This window comes from Bradyrhizobium sp. WSM1417 (assembly GCF_000515415.1).
In the GTDB taxonomy this organism is placed as follows: Bacteria; Pseudomonadota; Alphaproteobacteria; order Rhizobiales; family Xanthobacteraceae; genus Bradyrhizobium.
On sequence record NZ_KI911783.1, the window covers coordinates 6,902,359 to 6,921,167 of the forward strand.

Annotated in this window: 21 protein-coding genes; 13 read left to right on the forward strand and 8 right to left on the reverse strand. The window is 64.0% G+C overall.

The genetic code is table 11. The features are described from left to right. The first annotated feature begins 19 nt into the window (after positions 1-19). The 4 genes from BRA1417_RS0133795 (at position 20) to BRA1417_RS0133810 (ending at position 3,651) form a co-directional block, all read left to right on the forward strand. Complete coding sequence (locus BRA1417_RS0133795) at positions 20-1,051, forward strand: NAD-dependent epimerase/dehydratase family protein (RefSeq protein WP_027519579.1); 1,032 nt, start codon at positions 20-22, stop codon at positions 1,049-1,051. 30 nt (positions 1,052-1,081) lie between these two features. Continuing rightward, on the forward strand, positions 1,082-1,708 hold the full coding sequence (locus BRA1417_RS0133800; RefSeq protein ID WP_007600907.1) for an isoprenylcysteine carboxylmethyltransferase family protein: 627 nt from the start codon (positions 1,082-1,084) through the stop codon (positions 1,706-1,708). Positions 1,709-1,994: 286 nt separating this feature from the next. Continuing rightward, the gene (locus tag BRA1417_RS0133805; RefSeq protein WP_027519580.1) at positions 1,995-2,204 is read left to right on the forward strand and encodes a hypothetical protein; all 210 of its coding nucleotides are present in this window, start codon (positions 1,995-1,997) and stop codon (positions 2,202-2,204) included. A 142-nt stretch (positions 2,205-2,346) separates the two neighbouring features. Beyond that, complete coding sequence (locus BRA1417_RS0133810; RefSeq protein WP_027519581.1) at positions 2,347-3,651, forward strand: sorbosone dehydrogenase family protein; 1,305 nt, start codon at positions 2,347-2,349, stop codon at positions 3,649-3,651. A gap of 3 nt (positions 3,652-3,654) precedes the next feature. Here BRA1417_RS0133810 and BRA1417_RS0133815 read toward each other — a convergent pair whose 3' ends face one another. Both BRA1417_RS0133815 and BRA1417_RS0133820 read right to left on the reverse strand, forming a co-directional pair. Beyond that, positions 3,655-4,479, reverse strand: a complete 825-nt coding sequence (locus tag BRA1417_RS0133815) for an aspartate dehydrogenase (RefSeq protein ID WP_027519582.1) — start codon at positions 4,477-4,479, stop codon at positions 3,655-3,657. 37 nt (positions 4,480-4,516) lie between these two features. Then, a complete protein-coding gene (locus BRA1417_RS0133820) occupies positions 4,517-5,434 on the reverse strand; it encodes a LysR family transcriptional regulator (protein ID WP_027519583.1) in 918 nt (305 codons plus the stop codon). A 133-nt stretch (positions 5,435-5,567) separates the two neighbouring features. Between BRA1417_RS0133820 and BRA1417_RS0133825 the strand changes: the two genes are divergently transcribed. The 4 genes from BRA1417_RS0133825 (at position 5,568) to BRA1417_RS0133840 (ending at position 8,028) form a co-directional block, all read left to right on the forward strand. Next, entirely contained in the window at positions 5,568-6,641 is a 1,074-nt protein-coding gene (locus BRA1417_RS0133825; RefSeq protein WP_027519584.1) for a tartrate dehydrogenase, read from the forward strand. Between the two features lie 231 nt (positions 6,642-6,872). Next, positions 6,873-7,328 (forward strand): Hsp20 family protein, encoded by a 456-nt coding sequence (locus BRA1417_RS0133830; protein ID WP_027519585.1) that lies wholly within the window; start codon positions 6,873-6,875, stop codon positions 7,326-7,328. Positions 7,329-7,444: 116 nt separating this feature from the next. Further along, positions 7,445-7,762, forward strand: a complete 318-nt coding sequence (locus BRA1417_RS0133835; RefSeq protein ID WP_027519586.1) for a hypothetical protein — start codon at positions 7,445-7,447, stop codon at positions 7,760-7,762. 26 nt (positions 7,763-7,788) lie between these two features. Continuing rightward, the gene (locus tag BRA1417_RS0133840; protein ID WP_027519587.1) at positions 7,789-8,028 is read left to right on the forward strand and encodes a hypothetical protein; all 240 of its coding nucleotides are present in this window, start codon (positions 7,789-7,791) and stop codon (positions 8,026-8,028) included. A 342-nt stretch (positions 8,029-8,370) separates the two neighbouring features. Here BRA1417_RS0133840 and BRA1417_RS0133845 read toward each other — a convergent pair whose 3' ends face one another. Further along, positions 8,371-9,303, reverse strand: coding sequence for a LysM peptidoglycan-binding domain-containing protein (locus BRA1417_RS0133845; RefSeq protein WP_027519588.1), 933 nt, complete (start codon positions 9,301-9,303; stop codon positions 8,371-8,373). A 128-nt stretch (positions 9,304-9,431) separates the two neighbouring features. Further along, positions 9,432-10,049, reverse strand: a complete 618-nt coding sequence (locus tag BRA1417_RS0133850; RefSeq protein ID WP_027519589.1) for an ABATE domain-containing protein — start codon at positions 10,047-10,049, stop codon at positions 9,432-9,434. A 126-nt stretch (positions 10,050-10,175) separates the two neighbouring features. Here BRA1417_RS0133850 and BRA1417_RS0133855 point away from each other — a divergent pair, with 126 nt between their 5' ends. Beyond that, a complete protein-coding gene (locus BRA1417_RS0133855; RefSeq protein ID WP_027519590.1) occupies positions 10,176-11,027 on the forward strand; it encodes an alpha/beta fold hydrolase in 852 nt (283 codons plus the stop codon). Between the two features lie 139 nt (positions 11,028-11,166). On the opposite strand, the gene BRA1417_RS0133860 is transcribed toward BRA1417_RS0133855, so the two are convergent. Further along, positions 11,167-11,631 carry a MarR family winged helix-turn-helix transcriptional regulator gene (locus tag BRA1417_RS0133860; RefSeq protein ID WP_027519591.1) on the reverse strand — a complete coding sequence of 155 codons (465 nt, stop codon included), beginning with the start codon at positions 11,629-11,631 and terminating at the stop codon, positions 11,167-11,169. Positions 11,632-11,748: 117 nt separating this feature from the next. On the opposite strand from BRA1417_RS0133860, the gene BRA1417_RS0133865 reads away from it, so the two are divergent. Next, entirely contained in the window at positions 11,749-12,960 is a 1,212-nt protein-coding gene (locus BRA1417_RS0133865) for an ABC transporter substrate-binding protein (protein WP_027519592.1), read from the forward strand. Positions 12,961-12,976: 16 nt separating this feature from the next. Continuing rightward, positions 12,977-14,155 carry a cytochrome P450 gene (locus BRA1417_RS0133870; RefSeq protein WP_027519593.1) on the forward strand — a complete coding sequence of 393 codons (1,179 nt, stop codon included), beginning with the start codon at positions 12,977-12,979 and terminating at the stop codon, positions 14,153-14,155. 215 nt (positions 14,156-14,370) lie between these two features. Here the strand turns inward: BRA1417_RS0133870 and BRA1417_RS0133875 are convergent, their stop codons facing one another. Both BRA1417_RS0133875 and BRA1417_RS0133880 read right to left on the reverse strand, forming a co-directional pair. Then, positions 14,371-15,360 (reverse strand): putative zinc-binding metallopeptidase, encoded by a 990-nt coding sequence (locus BRA1417_RS0133875; protein WP_027519594.1) that lies wholly within the window; start codon positions 15,358-15,360, stop codon positions 14,371-14,373. A 401-nt stretch (positions 15,361-15,761) separates the two neighbouring features. Further along, positions 15,762-16,475: a hypothetical protein gene (locus tag BRA1417_RS0133880; protein ID WP_027519595.1), complete on the reverse strand. Its 714-nt coding sequence runs from the start codon at positions 16,473-16,475 to the stop codon at positions 15,762-15,764. Positions 16,476-16,756: 281 nt separating this feature from the next. Between BRA1417_RS0133880 and BRA1417_RS0133885 the strand changes: the two genes are divergently transcribed. Further along, positions 16,757-17,680, forward strand: coding sequence for an ABC transporter ATP-binding protein (locus BRA1417_RS0133885; RefSeq protein ID WP_027519596.1), 924 nt, complete (start codon positions 16,757-16,759; stop codon positions 17,678-17,680). Then, positions 17,677-18,438, forward strand: coding sequence for an ABC transporter permease (locus tag BRA1417_RS0133890; protein ID WP_018454266.1), 762 nt, complete (start codon positions 17,677-17,679; stop codon positions 18,436-18,438). The genes BRA1417_RS0133885 and BRA1417_RS0133890 overlap by 4 nt, the downstream gene beginning before the upstream one ends. A gap of 46 nt (positions 18,439-18,484) precedes the next feature. On the opposite strand, the gene BRA1417_RS0133895 is transcribed toward BRA1417_RS0133890, so the two are convergent. Then, a complete protein-coding gene (locus BRA1417_RS0133895) occupies positions 18,485-18,808 on the reverse strand; it encodes a hypothetical protein (protein ID WP_027519597.1) in 324 nt (107 codons plus the stop codon). Position 18,809: the final 1 nt, after the last annotated feature.

An 18,809-nucleotide genomic window follows, 5' to 3' on the forward strand; every position in this document is an offset into this window, starting at 1 on the left:
GAAACAGCAAACCTTCTGCATGGCTCTCGTACTGGTTACCGGTGGCAGCGGCTTCATCGGACATCATCTCGTAGAAGCGCTCCGCGCCCGTGGGCAGCGGGTGCGTGTTCTCGACGTCCGTGCGCCTGCCGCGCCGTATGCCGACGTTGAATATGCCCAAGGCTCGGTGCTCGACGGTGCCGCGGTCGATGCCGCGATTGCTGGGGTCGAGCAGGTCTATCACCTCGCGGGCCTGCCCGGCATGTGGGTCGCCGACAAGCAGGCCTTTCACGACGTCAATTGCCGCGGCACCGAGATCGTGCTCGCGGCCGCGATGAAGCGCGGGGTCTCGCGCTTCCTGCACTGCTCGACGGAATCGATCCTGTTCCCCTATTCCGACCTCAACGGTGTTCCCGCCGAAGAGGCGCTGCAGCCGGCCGATGCGATGCCGGGCGCCTACACGCGGTCCAAATCGCTGGCCGAGCATTGCGCCGCAAAGGCCGCAGCCGCAGGCTTCCCGCTGGTGATCGGCACCCCGACCATGCCGATCGGTGCCGCCGACCATAATCTGACGCCGCCGACCGCGATGCTGTGGTACTTCCTGCAGAAGAAAGTGCAGCCGCATCTCGACTTCCCGGTCAATCTCGTCGACGTCCGCGACGTTGCCATGGGTCTCGTGCTGACCATGGAACGCGGACGTAACGGCCAGCGCTACATCCTCGGCGGCGACTGCGTCAGGCTCGGCCAGATTCTGCGGATGATGTCGGCGATGAGCGGCCGCCGGCAATTCCCGGTCGTCGTTCCCGGCAAAATGGCCGAGCTGTCGGGCATCATGCTCGAATATCTCTCCGATCGTATCACGCGCCGGCCGCCCAACGGTACCGCCGAGGGCGTGCGCATCGCGCTCGCCGCGAGCGACCTCTCGATCGGCAAGGCGCGCACCGAGCTCGGCTACGCGCCGCGCCCGATCGAGCCGGTCCTGCGCGAAACCATCACCCATCTTCTCGCCCGCGGCGGCGCGCTTGCCTCCGGCGCTATCGAGCATCACGCGCTCTCCTCGCGCGCCAGCTGAGCTGCCGCCCAACCCAAAGAACCTTTCCGCATGTCCTTCGATTTCAGCAAGCTTCTCTCTGTCGCCTGGGGTGGTTGGACCACGACCTGGCCGACGCAACTGCTCGCCCTGATCTGGCTCGCCTGGCTCGCAAGCTGGGTCGGCGCCTCGTTCTGGCAGGGCCGCACCCAGAAGCAGGTGATGACGCTGGAGTCCGGCCGCTATCGCATCCCGATCCTGGTCGGCGGCATCCTGTTCACGCCCTGGACCGCGGAAGTGCTCGGCGAGAAGCCGCTCTGGGTGTTCAGCAATACCGCCGTCTACGTCGTGGCGCTGATCGTGCTGGCCGGCATCTCCTTCACCTGGTGGGGACGGCTGCATCTTGGACAGTTCTGGTCCAACACCATCACTCACAAGCAAGACCACCGCGTCATCGACACGGGCCCGTACGGCATCGTGCGCCATCCGATCTACACCGGGCTGATCCTCGGCATGCTGGTGACCGGCATCGCGGTCGGCACGGTGACGGCGATGCTCGGCGCCATCCTGATCTCGCTCGGCATGTGGCAGAAGGGCCGGATGGAAGAGGTGTTCCTGTCCAAGGAGCTCGGCGAAGACGCCTACGGCGCCTATTGCCGCCGCGTGCCGATGATCATCCCGTTCCTGTCGCCGCGGTGAGAGCGGGGAACGCTTCGACGCTGTCATCGCAAGCGTAGCGCGGCTACACCTCCGGAGTCGTCCTGGCGAAAGCCAGGACCCATTGCCCAGAGAGCGGTTTGGCGGGGATTGCCCGGAACTGAGGCCGCACACAATCGATGGATTCCGCGGTATGGGTCCTGGCTTTCGCCAGGACGACGCTGAGGAAGCTGTGTGCGCAACACATCGGCTCCTGGCTGGCAGGAACCCCTGCTGCCTGCGCCCGTTAGCCCCTCGATACCTGCCACACACCGCAGAGCATCGAGCCATGTCCGACGCCTACGATTATTTTCGCGAGCACGCGATCGCCGCAGTCCGCAAGGCGCGGGCGCTGCCGCCCGGGCGGCCGAAGCAGAAGCAGCGCACGGTGGCGCGCGTTTATCATCTCCTCTCGAGGGAGGCCGCGCTCGCGCCGAACGTCCATCATCTGGATGATTTTCGCGCGGCGCGCCGGGCGGAGCGGCAGATCGGCCGCTGATCTCCGGGCCCAGCCTGTCGGCATTCGTCCCATGCAAATTCGAGCGGCTGCCATTCCGCGGGAATAGAGCCCCGCGGCGCTCCACACAGGTTGACGTCTGCCCCGTCAGCCCGTTGGATGCGCGCGCAAACAGGGGCTTCTCATGACTTTTTCCAGTATCTTTGCGCAGTTCGTTGCGCTTCTCGGCGGCATCGCGCTGCAATGGCGAAAGCTGTCGGGCACCGTGCCTGCGCCGGCCTGGGGCCAGTCGCCCGCGATACCCGAAGCAAAGCCGCAAGGCGCCATCCCGACGCTGAAGATGCCGACGGCGCGGGGCTGGAGCGAGGGACAGAAGCCGACGGTCGCACCCGGGCTCAAGGTCAATGCGTTCGCGACCGGTCTCGACCATCCGCGCTGGATCGAGGTGCTGCCCAACGGCGACGTGCTGATCGCGGAGGCGACGCAGATCGCGGGAGCGCCACGGTCGGTGTTTCACTACGCAATGCAGGCCACCATGCGACGCGCCGCCGCGCTCGGCGTCAGCGCCAACCGCATCACGCTGCTGCGCGACAAGGACGGCGACGGGGTCGCGGAGTATCGCGGCGCGTTCATGGAAAATCTCAGCCAGCCATTCGGCATGGCGCTGGTCGGCGATACCTTTTATGTCGGCAACACCGACGGCGTGATGGCCTTCCCGTACGTGGCGAATGCCGATCGCATCACCGCTCCGGGCAAGCGCCTCACCAATTTCAAGCCGAGCGGCCACTGGACCCGCAGCCTGCTCGCGAGCCCCGACGGCAAAAAACTCTATGCTGGCGTCGGCTCGCTCAGCAACATCGCCGAGATGGGCATGGAGGTCGAGGAAGGCCGCGCCGCGGTCTACGAGCTCGACCTCGTCGCCGGCACGCAACGCATCTTCGGAGCCGGCCTGCGCAATCCGGTCGGTCTCGCCTGGGAGCCAACGACCGGCGTGCTCTGGACCGTCGTCAACGAGCGCGACGGCCTCGGCGACGAAACGCCGCCGGACTATCTGACCTCGGTGCGCGACGGCGGCTTCTACGGCTGGCCCTATTGCTACTGGGGCAAGACGGTGGACGATCGCGTGCCGCAGGATCCCGCGATGGTCGCCAAGGCGCTCACGCCCGACTACGCACTCGGCGGCCACACCGCTTCGCTCGGCCTGTGCTGGATGCCGGCGGGCACGCTGCCGGGCTTCCCCGACGGCATGGCGATCGGCCAGCACGGTTCGTGGAATCGCAGCAAGCTGTCAGGCTACAAGTTGGTGTTCATCCCGTTCGAGAACGGAAAGCCTTCGGGTCCCGCACGCGACATCCTGTCCGGCTTCCTCGCGCCCGACGAGAAAGAATCCTACGGCCGCCCGGTTGGCGTCGTGATCGGTCCCGACAAGAAGTCGCTGCTGATGGCCGACGACGTCGGCAACGTGATCTGGCGCGTCACCGGCGCTTGAAGGTTATGTTCCAACACTGAGCGTGGCGCGCTGCTTGCGGAGCAGCGCGATCACGGACAGCGCCGTGATCAACCCGGTCTTGGGATTCTCGGACGGGATGTTCTCGATAGACATCGAGAAGCGCGCCGAATCCGCCTCGACCTCGATGCGATGAACATTGCGCGTCACGGTGGGGTCGGCCCAGATCTGCACCTGGGTGCGATGCGGCCCGACGCCCGCGAGCGACAGCGCGACCGCGACGTTGAGATTGGCCGGAAAGCCTTTCGCGGCCTCGCGCGCCGTGCCCTCGAACAGCTTCAGCGGCTCGCGCAGATGGTCGATATCGATGTTGTTCTGGACGATGAACGGCGCGCCCTTCAACCCGTCGATCGGCTTGCGTGTGACCATCTTCACCGAATGGATGGTGCCGATCGCGGCGGCGTTGACGGCGTCGAGCCCGATCAGCGCGCCGGTCGGCACGAGGATGCGGCCGCCATTGGCGCGGGCGAGATCGACAAGATCGAAATTGTCGAGCAGCCCGCCGACGCTGACCACGACCGCGGCCCTGCCGCGTTTCACTGCGGGCTCGACGATCGCGCGGAGTTGGCCGCTCGGCGCGCATTCGACGACGATGTCGGCGGCGTCGCCGAGCTGGTCAAGCGGCAATACGGATGGCGGACGACGCAGGCCCGAGAGGAATGTCTGATGCTTTGCGGGATCGCGCACCGCCACGGCGGAGAGCGTCAATCCCTCGACGCCCTGATCGAGCGCGGTCGCGATCTTGGTGCCGATCGAGCCGAGCCCCGCGATGGCAACCCGCATTTCGTTCGAAGCTCTCGGTTCCGTCATCGCATCACCCCTCTCGCCAAGCCGATGTCATAGCGCCTCAGGCGTCGCGCGCATAGCTGCGCAGACGCGTCTCGAGCACGGACAGCATCGCGTCGCGGGCCGGATCACGCGAGCCGCGCAGCCATGCGGCAGCGAGCGGCAGCCGGCCGACGGGTCCGATCTGCTTTGGCCGCAGCGGCACGAAGCGCACGCCTGACACCGCCATCCGCGTGCTCCAGCGCGGCACGATCGCGACCCCGAGCCGGGTTGCGACGAGATTGATGATGGTCTGCTTCTCGTCGGCGACCTGCACGATGCGTGGCGTAAGGCCTGCCTGCTCGAACAGTCTTATCGTGAGGTCGTGGCTGTGCGGCCGCGAGCGACGATCCGGCACCAGCATAGCTTCGTCGGCGATCTGGGAGAGCGTGATCGACTTGCGCGCGGCCAGCGCGTGGCGCCGCGGGAACGCCACGATGGCGGTCTCCTGCAGCAAATCGCGGAATTCGAGCCGCTTGTCCCGCTGAGCCGGCGGACGCACGAAGGCGAGATCGAGCGCGCCGGTCAGGATCTTCGGCAGCAGCCGGACGGTCTTGTCCTCGAGAAGCTGCACCGCGATATCAGGATGCTTTGCGCGAAAATCGCGCAGCAACGCCGGCAAGAGTCCTGCCGCGGCACTGTCGATGGCGCCGACCCGGAGCTTTCGAGCAGCCCCCGCCCGCGCGCGATTGCGCAGATTGCTCTCGACCGCCTCGACGCGGGCAAGGATGGCACGGGCATCGCGCAGCAGCGTCGTGCCCTCTTCCGTCAACGACACCGCACGCGTCGTCCGCGCGAACAGCCGCGTGTCCAGATCTTGCTCCAGCAGCTTGATCTGGCGGCCCAGTGCGGAGGGCAGCATCTGCAGATGCTGCGCCGCGCGGCCGAAATGCAACTGCTCGGCCGCCGCCACGAAGCATCGCAACTGATGCAATTCCATCCAACAGTCCTCTGATCCTGTGACGGGATTATATCATTTTTTTGTATAAACCAGCGCCGATTGAGCCCCTGCCCCTCCTCGCCTAGGTTCGCTGGCGTCACGCAATCCCACCGACATCTGGACGGAGCACCTCATGCGTACCCATTCGATTGCAGCGATCCCCGCCGACGGCATCGGCCCCGAGGTCATCTCCGCCGGTGTCCACGTGCTTGAGGCGCTGGCCAAACGCAGCGGCGACCTCGCCTTCAACATCAAGACGTTCGACTGGGGCTCGGACTATTACAAGAAGCACGGCGTGATGATGCCGGCCGACGGCCTTGCGGAGTTGAAGAAGTTCGACGCGATCTATTTCGGCGCGGTCGGTGCGCCCGACGTGCCCGATCACATCACGCTGTGGGGGCTGCGGCTGCCGATCTGCCAGGGCTTTGACCAATACGCCAATGTGCGGCCGACCAAGATTTTGCCGGGCGTCGCCTCGCCGCTGCTCAATGTCGGCGTCGGCGACCTCGACTGGGTGATCGTGCGCGAGAATTCGGAGGGCGAGTATGCCGGCATGGGTGGCCGGGCCCACAGGGGCCTCCCGGAAGAGGTCGGCACCGAGGTCGCGGTGTTCACCCGCGTCGGTGTCACGCGGATCATGCGCTATGCCTTCGAACTCGCGCGGTCGCGCCCGCGCAAGTTCCTGACCGTGGTGACCAAGTCGAACGCGCAGCGCCATGGCATGGTGATGTGGGACGAGATCGCTGCCGAGGTCGCGGCCGAATTCCCTGATGTGACCTGGGACAAGATGCTGGTCGACGCCATGACGGTGCGCATGACGCTGCATCCAAAGAGCCTCGACACCATCGTCGCGACCAACTTGCACGCCGACATCCTATCCGACCTCGCGGGCGCGCTGGCGGGAAGCCTCGGCGTGGCGCCGACCGCCAATATCGATCCGCAGCGCCGCTTCCCCTCGATGTTCGAGCCGATCCACGGCTCGGCGTTCGACATCACCGGCAAGGGCATCGCCAATCCGGTTGCGACATTCTGGACCGGCGCGCAGATGCTGGAGCATCTGGGCGAGAAGGACGCGGCGGCTCGGCTGATGGCGGCGGTGGAGAAGGTATGCGCCGCCGGCGTGCTGACACCTGATGTCGGTGGCACGGCGACGACGAAGGACGTGACGGATGCCGTGATCGAAGCGATCCAGGGATCGAACGTGTAATCCGAACTACGTCTCTCCCTCCCCCGTTCTTGCGGGGAGAGGGTGGAGCGGGAGGCGCCGGGGATTCCAAAAAATTTTGGACCCCCTCTTGAAACCAGAACGGGCTTTTTTTATTTTTCCGCTGCCGCCGAGAGGTGGCGTTCCCGACGCCTCTAGGGTCGGGAAGCTGAGACGGGCACCGGTCGTGTCCGGTGTCGTTCGTATCCATTTTGCTCCTTGGAGGATCTGGCTATGCGCGCTTACGACTTCTCTCCCTTGTGGCGTTCGACCGTTGGCTTCGACCGCCTTTTCGACCTCGTCGAAACGGCACAGCGTGCCGGCGAGGACAACTATCCCCCCTACAACATCGAACGCATCGGCGAGGATCGCTACCAGATTTCGCTTGCGATTGCGGGCTTCTCACCCAACGAAGTCACGGTGACGGCCGAGCAGAACGCGGTGACCGTCGAGGGAAACAAGCCGGACCGAGCCGAACGCGAATATCTCTACCGGGGCATTTCCGCGCGGCCGTTCAAGCGGCAGTTTAACCTGGCCGATTATGTTCAGGTGCACAGCGCCTCGTTCGAGAACGGCCTGCTGAAGATCGAACTGGTCCGGGAAATCCCTGAAGCCATGAAGCCGCGGCGAATTGCCATCAATGCCGCGCCGTCCGGCAACGTGCATCAACTCGAAGGCAAAGCCGCCTGAATTCGGTCTGTCGGAGACCCGCGTGATCCCGCCCGATCGTCGGGCGGGATCACCATGGCCTTCGACCGCGTACCCGAATGCAAGTCAGAGGTTTAGAGAAAGGAGGAGGACCTCTCATGCTCGATCATGTCGACAACATCATCGATCTGAATGCGATATTGCACCCTGGCTCCGTCTATGATTATCCCCGCGACGTCATAGCCGACCCAACGCTGTCGATCGGCGAGAAGCGCGCGATCCTTGCGTCCTGGGCTTCGGATGCAGCCAGTATCGCCTCGAGTCCGGCATTGCGGGAGCTTCCCGGCTCGGGCAAAGCCGTCACCATCGACGAAATTCTGGAAGCGCTCGCGAGCCTCGATCACCATCCGAAGGGCCCTCCGGGTGGCAAGCCGGTTCGCACGCGATCCGTCGAACGAACCGGCCTCGCAGCCTAGGCAACGACAGGTCAACGGGGATTGCGATGAGGGTTGATGAAGACCTGGCCTTGTTGCGCGGCCACCGCAGCAACATCAGCCGATATCAGCGGTTGCTCAAGACCGAACTGACCGAGTTCGAACGGCGGTTCATCGAGCGACGTTTGTCTGAGGAGCGCTCGGCGATCGAGAAGCTCGCCGTCTCTGCCTTTCCGCTCACCTTTCAGGCTCCGAACCGGGCGATGGGGAACGCAGCCACGCGCCTGACGGCGAGCAGCCACGGGTAATCGACATGCCCGAACAGCTCCCGACATTCGAGGTGTTCCTGAAGAAATGCGGTCGAAGGACATGGCGGTGGCGTGTCTGCACGACGGAAGGACGCCTGGTCATGCACGGCTGCGAAAACGGCCGACCGGCCGCCAAATATGCGGCTGAAAGGGCGTTGTTTCTGATGCTTCTCGCCGCGCCTTATCGCCCGGCGCGCCGGGCTTCCGCCACGGCTCGCTCCTCCTTGGCGACACCCGCCTCAAGATGGCTGCCGCGACACAAGATGCGTGAATGACAGGCGCCGCGGGGATGGTGCCTGGCATCAGCCAAGCCCCATCTCCGCCATCTCCGTTGCTGACCGCTTACCGCCGTGCGGGCGATGGGGTCGCCATGGCGGCTGTCGGCTCCGGCGGCATCAGGTGGCGCGGGACGACGATGGACTGGCCGGGGGTGAGCGTGGCGTTCTCCGGCAGCGAGTTGCTCTGCGCCAGCGACCACAACGGCACGCGATTGGCTACCGCGATGCTCTCCATGGTGTCGCCCCGGCGCACCGGTAGCCGCACGCCACTATCCCACAATTCGACAAGCGTATTCGCCGGCACGAGGTAGCGCAGCGGCACGGCATCGACCTGCGTCTGGGGCGGAATGCGCGGCAACTGCGTGACCATGTCGACGATCTGACGGTGGATGTCGTCGGACTTCTCGATGTTGATGTGGCTGACTCGCGCGTTCTCCTTCAGGTCATAGCTCGCATAGTGACCGCGATAGCCCGGCACCGCGACCACGTTGCCGCCACCGAGCACGCTGTCGGAGAGATAGATGTTGATGAAGCGCTCGACATTGAGCGGCACGTCGCCGGTCGCATGCGCGGGATCGATGGTAATGACGAGGCTGATCGGGACGTTCTCCTTGGCCGCCATCTCTGAGATGACGATCGAGCAAAGCCCGCCCATCGAATGCCCGATCAGCACGATCGGCGCCGGCGTTTCCTTGTAGCTGGAGATGGCACGATCGCCGATCCATCGGCAGATGGTGAATTCATAGACGTTGGCGGAAAAGCCGGCCTGCGTCAGCTTCTCTTCGAGCCGGTCCATGCCGGTGGAAAAGAACGGCCCCATGGCGCCACGGAACAGGTAGATTTTCGGCGGCGGCAATGGCTCAAACGGTGGGGGCGGTGGCGCGGCGGGTGCGGCCGCGGCGGGCTTCGTCTTGGCAGGTGAGGCAACGGCCGTCCCTGTGCTCAAGGCCAGCAGCGTAACGGCTGCCAGCGCGAGGAGTCGCCTCAAATCGATCATCAGTCCAGCAGTCCCACTCCGGGAGGCTGCAGCCTCCCCCAAAGGCGCTTAGTGACGGTCGATTGGGTGGAATTTGGGGCACGGAACCGGGGCTCGATCCGCGCTCATTCCAGCATCTCGACACCCAATCACTGCATGCTCTTGAGCCTGCTGCGGTGGGCAGCCTGTTTCGCGCGGTTGCCGCAGACCGCCATGATGCACCATCGCCGCGCGCGCCTGCGCGTGTGGTCGGCGAACAGCATGGTGCAGTTGTGCCCCTCGCACGCCTTGACGTTCGAAAAGTCCTCCTCGCAGACGAACTTCGCCATGGCTTCGCCAACCGGCAGCAATAGCGCCTCCGGCGATCGCCAGCGTCGCCTCATCCGCAATACCAGAGCGCCGCCATCGTCCTGCCCGGGCTCGATCCGGCTGAAGGCTTCGTCGCGCTCCAGCAGGCCGTTCAATGGACCGAGCTCGCGCAAGGCATCTGTCGTGAGCGGCCGGCCCGCATGCTTGCGCACGACCCCCCTGAACCATTCGCGCAAGGCGCGCGCCTGATCCGCGACCTTGTCCAGCTCGTCCGGCGTGGCGCGTGCCGTCAGCGCGTGCAGATCATCCGCCGGCACCAGCTTCGCCTGCGCCAGCCAGTCGATCAGGCCATCGCCGTCGTCGATCCAGTCCACGGGCGTATCGACCGGCGTCGCCACCGAGTTGAGGAAGTCGAGGCCGAGCGAGTCGGCGATGAACATGGCGGGCGGGCGGTCCATGAGCGGTCCTTGGCCGGTCGGGAGAACATGGACATAGATAACCAGTTAAGACGCCATTGACAAGTTACGATTCCTAACAGTAACCTCTTAAATAGCTCTTATTCGGTTACTCAAATGGAGAATGTCATGGCCTCGATCACGTACCGCAGCGCCGATGTCGACGCATTCAAGGTGGCCTATCGCGAGGCCGGCCTTGTCGGTGCGCCAAAACTCCTGCTGCTGCACGGATTCCCCAGCGCAGGCCACATGTTTCGTGACCTCATCCCGCTGCTTGCGGACAGGTTTCATATCGTGGCGCCCGACCTTCCCGGCTTCGGCCAATCCGACATGCCTTCGCGCGAAAGCTTCCGTTACACGTTCGACAATTTCGCACGCGTGATCGAACGCTTCACCGAAGTGATCGGCTTCGACCGGTTCGCGGTCTACGTCTTCGACTACGGCGCGCCGACTGGTTTCCGGCTTGCGCTCAGGCACCCCGAGCGGATCACGGCGATCATCTCGCAGAACGGCAACGCCTATGAGGATGGCCTTAGCGAGAACTGGACTCCGCTCAAGACCTATTGGCAGGATCCCTCGCCGGCCAATCGCGACGCGCTACGCGCGCTCCTCACGCCGGAAGCGACGCGCTGGCAGTACACACATGGCGTTTCCGATCCGATGACCGTGTCACCGGACGGCCAGAATCTCGACAATTTCTACCTTGCGCGCGCAGGCTCGGACGACGTGCAGCTCGACCTGTTCGGCGACTACAAGAGCAACGTCGCGCTCTATCCGGCCTTCCAGGAGTATTTCCGCAAGCACACGCCGCCGTTTCTCGCGGTCTGGGGCAAGAACGACCCATTCTTTATTCCGCCCGGCGCCGAAGCGTTCAAGCGCGACAATCCGAACGCCGTGGTGCAGTTCTTTGACACCGGTCATTTCGCGTTGGAGACGCATGCGACGGAGATTGCAGACAGCATTCGCGCGTTCTTGACCTAGGAGGAGCAACGGCCATGGCCCATGCGAAACGGGCTCCGGAACGATTGAGCATTTTCCTACGGTGTGTTCGCCGCTCTAAAATCCTAAACGCCTATCAGCAGACCCGGTTGATCGAGGACAGCCTCTTGAGGCTCCACAGCTAGAGCGGCAGGATCCGATTCAATAGCTCAAGCAGGGTGCGCTGCTCGGCTTCGCTGAGCGGCACGAGCATCTTCTTGTTGTACGGCTCGGTCAGGCTCGTCGCTTCGTGGATGAGCTTGGCGCCCTTCGGGGTGAGCACGAGCTCGACGGCGCGGCGATCCGCCTTGGAGCGGTTGCGCTTGATGAAGCCCGACGACTCCAGCTCATTCAGGATCTTGATCAGATTGGGCAGGCGCAGCCGCAGCAGGCTTGCGAGGCTGCTCGGCGGAACGCCGGGATTGTCGCGAATGACGACGAAGATCGCATAGGTCGCGGGGGTCACGCCCAAGGCGGCGAACACTTCGTAGAAGCCCTCGAAGAATTTCAGCTGTGCAAGCCGAAGCATGAAGCCCGGCGTGCGCTGGAGCGCCTGCAAATTCAACGATTTCTCCGGCTGCTGACCGGACTTCCCCGCGGGTTTCACGAACTCATGTCCTCGAAGCACGGCGGCCCAAGTACCCGCCGAATTGACTCTCCCGAAAATAGATATAAAATATAACTATTATTTAGCGGCACCAAGACCGCCCACGGGAGGGAGACAATGAACAGCAAATTCCTGCATAAATTGTGCATTTCGGCCTTGATGCTGGCTGCGGCAGGGCCGGGCTTCGCTCACGACGTGGTGAAGATCGGCGTCCTGAACGACCAGTCGGGGCCGTTCGCGAGCTACCAAGGCGTAGGCTCCGTCGTCGCCGCCAAGATGGCGGTGGAGGATTTTGGCGGAAAGGCCGGCGGCAAGCCGGTCGAGATCGTCGCGGCGGACCATCAGAACAAGACGGACATCGGGATCGGCATCGCGCGGCGCTGGTACGAGAACGACGGCGTGGATGCGATCTTCGACATTCCGAACTCGTCGATCGCGCTTGCCGTCGCCGGCATGAGCGCCGAGAAGAACAAGGTCTTCGTCGGATCGGGCGCCGGTACGGTGCTGCTGACCGGCGAAAAATGCACGCCGAACACCGTGCATTGGACCTACGACACTTATGCCTACGGGCGCGGCGTCGGCAAGGCGATCGTCCAGCAGGGCGGCAAGAAGTGGTTCTTCATCACCGCCGACTACGCCTTCGGTCACGATCTTGAAAAACAGGCGGCGGAGACCGTCAAAGCGTCCGGCGGCGAGGTGCTCGGCAGCGTCCGGCATCCGCTGGGAACGGCCGACTACGCCTCTTTCCTGCTCCAGGCGCAGGCGTCAGGCGCAAACGTCGTCGGCTTCGCCAACGCCGGTGACGACACCATCACGTCCATGAAGCAGGCCGCCGAGTTCGGTCTGACCAAGGACCACAAGCTGGTCGGGTTAATCCTCGGCATGAACGGCCTGCCCGCGCTCGGGCTGAAGTTTGCGCAAGGCGCGCAGATTATGAACCCGTTCTACTGGGATCTGAACGACGGCACGCGGGCTTTCGCCAAGAGCTTCGCCGAACGCATTCCGTCGAAGGCCTATCCGAACGACATGCAGGCTGGCGTCTACGCCTCGGTGATTCACTATCTCAAAGCGGTTGACAAGGTCGGCGGTGCCAAGGATGGCAAGGCAGTGGTGGCGGCGATGAAGGAGATGCCGACCGACGATCTGCTGTTCGGCAAGGGTCACATCCGCAAGGACGGCCGCAAGATCCATCCGCTCTATCTGCTTCAGGTCAAGGCGCCGGAAGAGTCGACATCGACCTGGGACCTGCTGAAGGTCGTCGCCACGATCAAGGGGGAGGACGCGTTCCGCCCCGAGAGCGAAGGCCAGTGTGCGCTGACCAAGCAATAGCGGACGGGAGCTGACCATGAGCGGCATTGCATCCAGTCCGGCCGACCCGTTTGCGCCTGATTTCCTGATGGACCCCTATCGTGCCTATGAGGCCCTGCGCGCGCTCGGGCCAGCGTTCGCGTTGGAGCGCTACGGCGTTTGGGCCATGGCAGGCTATGCCGAAGTCGAGCCGGCCCTGAAGGACTGGAAGACGTTCATCAGCGGCGAGGGTGTCGGGCTCCACGGGATGAACCCGGCCCTGCCAAAGCCGCTGACGCTCCAGATCGATCCTCCCGACCACGACAAGGGCCGCCGCGTGCTCGGCCGCACCCTGTCCCCGGGTGTCGCGCGGCGACTGCGCGAGACGTTTCAGAAGGAAGCGGAGAAGAAGGTTTCGGAGCTGATCGACAAGGGCACGTTCGATGCCGTCACCGATCTCGCCGAGGCCTACCCGATGAAGGTGTTTCCGGACGCGATTGGCATCCGGCCGGATGGCCGCGACAGGCTGCTTGCCTGGAGCACGTTCGTGTTCGACAGCTTTGGCCCGGAGAACGAGACGCTGGCAGCGTCACGACAAGCCGGCCTCGCGGCGCAGAGCTGGATCATGGAATGTTGCGCGCGAGATGCGTTGCAACCGGACGGGCTTGGCATGATGATCTACCAGGCCGCTGACGAAGGCGAGATCAGCGAGCATGAAGCGACCCATCTGGTGCGCCCGTTCCTCACCGCCGGCATCGACACCACCGTCAACGGTATCGGCAATACGCTGCTCGCACTCGCCACTCACCCGGACGAATATCGCAAGCTGCACCACAAGCCGGAGCTGGCGCGCAATGCCTTTGAGGAAGGGCTGCGTTACGATTCACCGGTGCAGACGTTCTTCCGCACCACCTCGCGCGATGTCGAGATCGGCGGCGGCGTGATCCCCGCACACCGCAAGGTGCTGCTGTTTATGGCGTCCGCCAACCGAGATCCCGCGCGCTGGGACAGACCCGATCGCTTCGACATCGAACGGCTCGCGACCGGGCATGTCGGTTTTGGCGCCGGCATCCACGCCTGTGTCGGCCAGATGATCGCACGCCTGGAAGGCGAATTGATCTTCGGAGAGCTCGCAAGGCGTGTGAAGACCATCGAGCTCACGGCAGAGCCGAGGCGCAGGCTCAATAATTCCCTGCGTGGGTTGGAGCGCATGCCGGTGCGGGTGACGGCTGCCTAGCATGATCGGTTCTGATTGAATCAGAACTCTTGCTGCGAGGGTTTTGTTGACGCGAACCGGAATTCACTTCCCTCGAAAACGCTCTAGTTCCTAGCCGGAGCCATTGCCATCGCCGCCCCGATCGCGCGGGACACTGCAACCGGAGCAGCACGCGAAGGAGATCGCGGACAGCATTCGCGCCTTCCTGACGTAACGGGGGCTGTCCGCTGCGACGTTTACGCCGCCAGGCTCCGCTGATCGCGGAATGCGCTGATCGCCATGTGGACGAGATGCAGCTTGCCCTTGACCGCCGGCGATATGTCGAAGGGATATGCGTCGCTCATCCCGAGCGAGCGGTTGAGCTCGTTGATGCTGCGAGCAAGCGGCATCCACAGGGCCAAAAGTGCCTCGAAGTCGCTCTCGAGATAGGGATCCGTCAGGGTCTGGCGGGCGCGCTCGTCCAGCGACAACGGCAAACCTGCCAGCGAGTCGAGCGTCGACACGATATGCAGGAAATGCGCGAACGTTTCCGCCCAATCCTCCCAGGGGTGGGACGTGGCGTACTCGCTGATGAAGCCGCTTCGGTCGTATGAACGATCGGCGCGGCTGTAATATGAGTTGATCGCGGCCTGATAGTCCTGCGCCTGGTCACCGAAGATCAGCTTGAACGGCGCCTGGAATGTCGTGCCGTCAACGAGCAGGTCCCAATAGAAATGACCGATCTCGTGCCGGAAATGCCCGAGCAGCGTACGGTACGGCTCCCGGAACGCCACGCGGCGAGCTTCTCGCTCGACATCGTCGGCCTCCACAAGGTTGAGCGTGATCAGGCCCGAGAGATGCCCCGTCAGGATCGGACTGACCTCGTCGGAGAGAATGTCGAAAGCCAATTGTTCGCCGGTGCGCGATGCGAGCGGAAGCCTGAGGCGACCGAGATCATAGAGAAGACGGCGCTTGGCTTCCTCCATGCGACGCCAGAGCATGATGTTTCTGGTGCTGCCGAGGTTTGGAATCGTGCGCGTGAGGCGGCACGAGCCGCAATACCAGTCCGCGCCCTCGACACACCAGTTGCAGCCGATGATCTCGCGGTTACGGCACGCTTGATGGGATGCAAGTTTCGTCATTTCGATGCACGAGGAATCGAACGCCAGCTCGGTGCTGCAATTCGCGCACGCGACGTGCTCGAACGAGACAGGATGGCGGCATGACGGGCACTGAAAAAACTTCACGTGGACTGGCCCCAGACAGACGGCACACCGGAAACCGGCCTGTCAATTCGAGGAACTCTTAACTCTTGCGACCGTCGCGGTTGTCGGCGAGCAACGCCCGCTGCGTTCGCAGCGCGTGCTGCCTCAACAGGCCGGCTCGCTTCGCGCTCAATTGGCTCGATTGAGGCTGCGGCCTTTTCTCAAGGACATTTTCGGAAACAGGTCGACCGGCCCACGCTCGCTTGGGCTGAACCGCCATGGGGCCGACGTTTCGTTTCCTTGTCATGGTGTGACAACACCAGATCGTGTGCCGAGTTCCCTTCCTTCGACCGGCAGGTGATCGAGTTTGGCTCTGCAGATACGACAATGCCGCCGTCGGCATGACGGCGGCATTGTCAATTCAGCGGCTTGCGGCGAAGGGGTTAATTCCGGGGAGCCGTTGCTGCCGCCGAGCGCGCCGGCCTGGGGGCGCCGGGTTCGGCAACCGGAGCAGGTGCGCGCGAGCGCATGATTGCAGCGTCGATCTCGGCAATCACGCGGCGCTGGATCGCCTCGTTCTTGTCGATCGAGATGTGGCCGACGCCGGACCCGCGGACGTCGACATTGTCGAGCTTGCCGCGAAAACCGTCCGCGCGCTTCACCGGCTCGCCGGGGCCGTCACCGATATAGATGTTGATGTAGCGCTCCGCGCCGGTCGACAGCTTGGTCTTGAACACGGAGTCGAGCCCGATCGCGAGTTTCACGGGCACGCCAAGACGGTTGAGCTTGGCGATCATGTCCGGCAGCGCCGTCGCGCCGGAGGAATGCCCCACCAGCACGATGGTCTTGAGCCGGCCGGCCTTGTAGGCGGTGGCGGCCTCATCGGCGAGCGAGGACCACGACACGAAATTCGAGACGGTCACCGGGATGCCCTGCGCCTGGAGCCGGGCGCCGATGGTGTCGAGTCCGAGCGAGAAGATGTTGAGCACGCCGCGGAGCAGGTAGACATGCGTGGTCGCGACCGCAGCCTGGCTCGGCGCCGCCTTAGCGGTGGTCGGGCTGATGGCAACAGCTGACAGCAGGAGCAGGCCCATCGCCCAGGCACGGAGGGCGGACAACTGGCTGGCGCCAGCGGTGTGACGGCCGTTCGGTCTCATCGATCTTTTCCCTGGGAATATGCTTCAGCCGGAATCGTAGCCATGGCCTGCTCGCAGACGCAACAAAGAGCCGCGTGAACGACGATCTTAGCAGCAAGCCGTGACCATCGCGCAACACTTGCCCGAAACCTGCCACGGAAGGGCCTGTTTTGAGGCCATTCTTCTCCGGCTAATTGCAGCCGCGCAAGGGCCTTCCTATCTCAGGGCTCCGCTGACCTGCCCCTCCCGGCAGGTTCCAGCCTCCCCTCCCCAGCTTTCGCCCCCTCAGACTTGCGGCCATCATGTCCTCCATCATTTCCGTCGCCAATTTGTCGAAGACCTATGGGTCCGGCTTCAAGGCGCTCAAGAACGTCAATCTCGACATCAGGCGCGGCGAGATCTTCGCGTTGCTCGGCCCCAATGGGGCCGGCAAGACCACGCTGATCTCGATCGTCTGCGGCATCGCCAATCCGAGCGAAGGCAAGGTCCTCGTCGGCGGCGAGAACATCCAGACCTCCTATCGCAAGGCGCGCTCGCTGATCGGGCTGGTGCCGCAGGAATTGCACACCGATGCCTTCGAGAGCGTGTGGGCGACCGTGAGCTTCTCCCGCGGGCTGTTTGGCAAGCCGAAGAATCCCGATCATATCGAGAAGGTGCTGAAGGACCTCTCGCTGTGGGACAAGAAGGACAGCAAGATCATCACGCTCTCCGGCGGCATGAAGCGCCGCGTGATGATCGCGAAAGCGCTGTCGCACGAGCCGCAGATCCTGTTCCTGGACGAGCCGACCGCCGGGGTCGACGTCGAACTGCGCAAGGGCATGTGGGAAGTGGTGCGCACGCTCCAGCAATCCGGCGTCACCATCATCCTGACCACGCACTACATTGAGGAAGCCGAGGAGATGGCCGACCGCATCGGCGTCATCAACAAGGGCGAGATCGTGCTGGTCGAGGACAAGGCCACCTTGATGCAGAAGCTCGGCAAGAAGCGGCTGACGCTGCATCTGCAAGGCAAGCTCGATGCGCTGCCGGAGAGCCTCAGGCATTACGAGCTCGACCTCTGCGACGGCGGCGCGACCCTGGTCTACGACTACGACACCAAGGGCGAGCGCACCGGCATCACCAGCCTGCTCGGCGACCTCCGCACGGCCGGCATCCGTTTCAACGATCTCGACACGACGCAATCGTCGCTCGAGGACATCTTCGTCGATCTCGTGAGGGCGTCATGAACTACCGGGCTGTCCGCGCCATTTACCTGTTCGAAATGGCGCGCACCTGGCGCACGCTGCTGCAAAGCATCGTGTCGCCGGTGGTCTCGACCTCGCTGTATTTCGTGGTGTTCGGCGCCGCGATCGGCTCGCGCATCAGCCAGGTCGAGGGCGTCAGCTACGGCACCTTCATCGTGCCGGGCCTGATCATGCTCTCGGTGCTGACGCAGAGCATCGCCAACGCCTCTTTCGGCATCTACTTCCCGAAATTCACCGGCACGATCTACGAGATCCTGTCGGCGCCGATCTCCTATTTCGAGATCGTGCTCGGCTATGTCGGCGCGGCCGCGACCAAATCGATCATCCTCGGCCTGATCATCCTCGCCACGGCCGGACTGTTCGTGCCGCTGCACATCCACCATCCGGTCTGGATGCTGGCCTTCCTGGTGCTGACGGCGGTGACGTTCAGCCTGTTCGGCTTCATCATCGGCATCTGGGCCGACGGATTCGAAAAGCTGCAGATGATCCCGATGCTGGTGGTGACGCCGTTGACCTTCCTCGGCGGCAGCTTCTATTCCATCGACATGCTGCCGCCCGCCTGGCGCACGGTGGCGCTGCTCAATCCGGTCGTCTATCTGATCTCCGGCTTCCGATGGAGCTTTTACGAGATCGCGGATGTCAGCATGGCCGTCAGCATCGGCATGACGACGGCGTTCCTGGTGATCTGCCTGGTCGTGATCTGGTGGATTTTCCGTACGGGATATCGGTTGAAGAACTGACCCCGGCCGTCATTCCGGGGCACGCGCGCCCCGGAATCGCTAGCCACTACCGATAGCAGTGGAAGCGGTTGTATCCATCGTAATAGCCGCGGCAGCGACGGTGGCCGCGATGAGGAATGCCGAACACGCCCTCGACTGCCCCCACCGCTCCTCCAACGCCGGCGCCGACCGCGCCACCAACCACGCCGCCGACGGGGCCGGCGATCCGGTTGCCTTCATAAGAACCTTCCTGGGCGCCCCGAACGATGCCTTGGGCGTGGCCAGGCTGTGGGATGCAGGACAGCGCCGCCAGAACGGCGGCGCCAGCGAAGAGCAGACGGAAAGGCAGACCGGCCGGCCGAGAGGCGGCGGCGACGCAAACTTTGTTCATC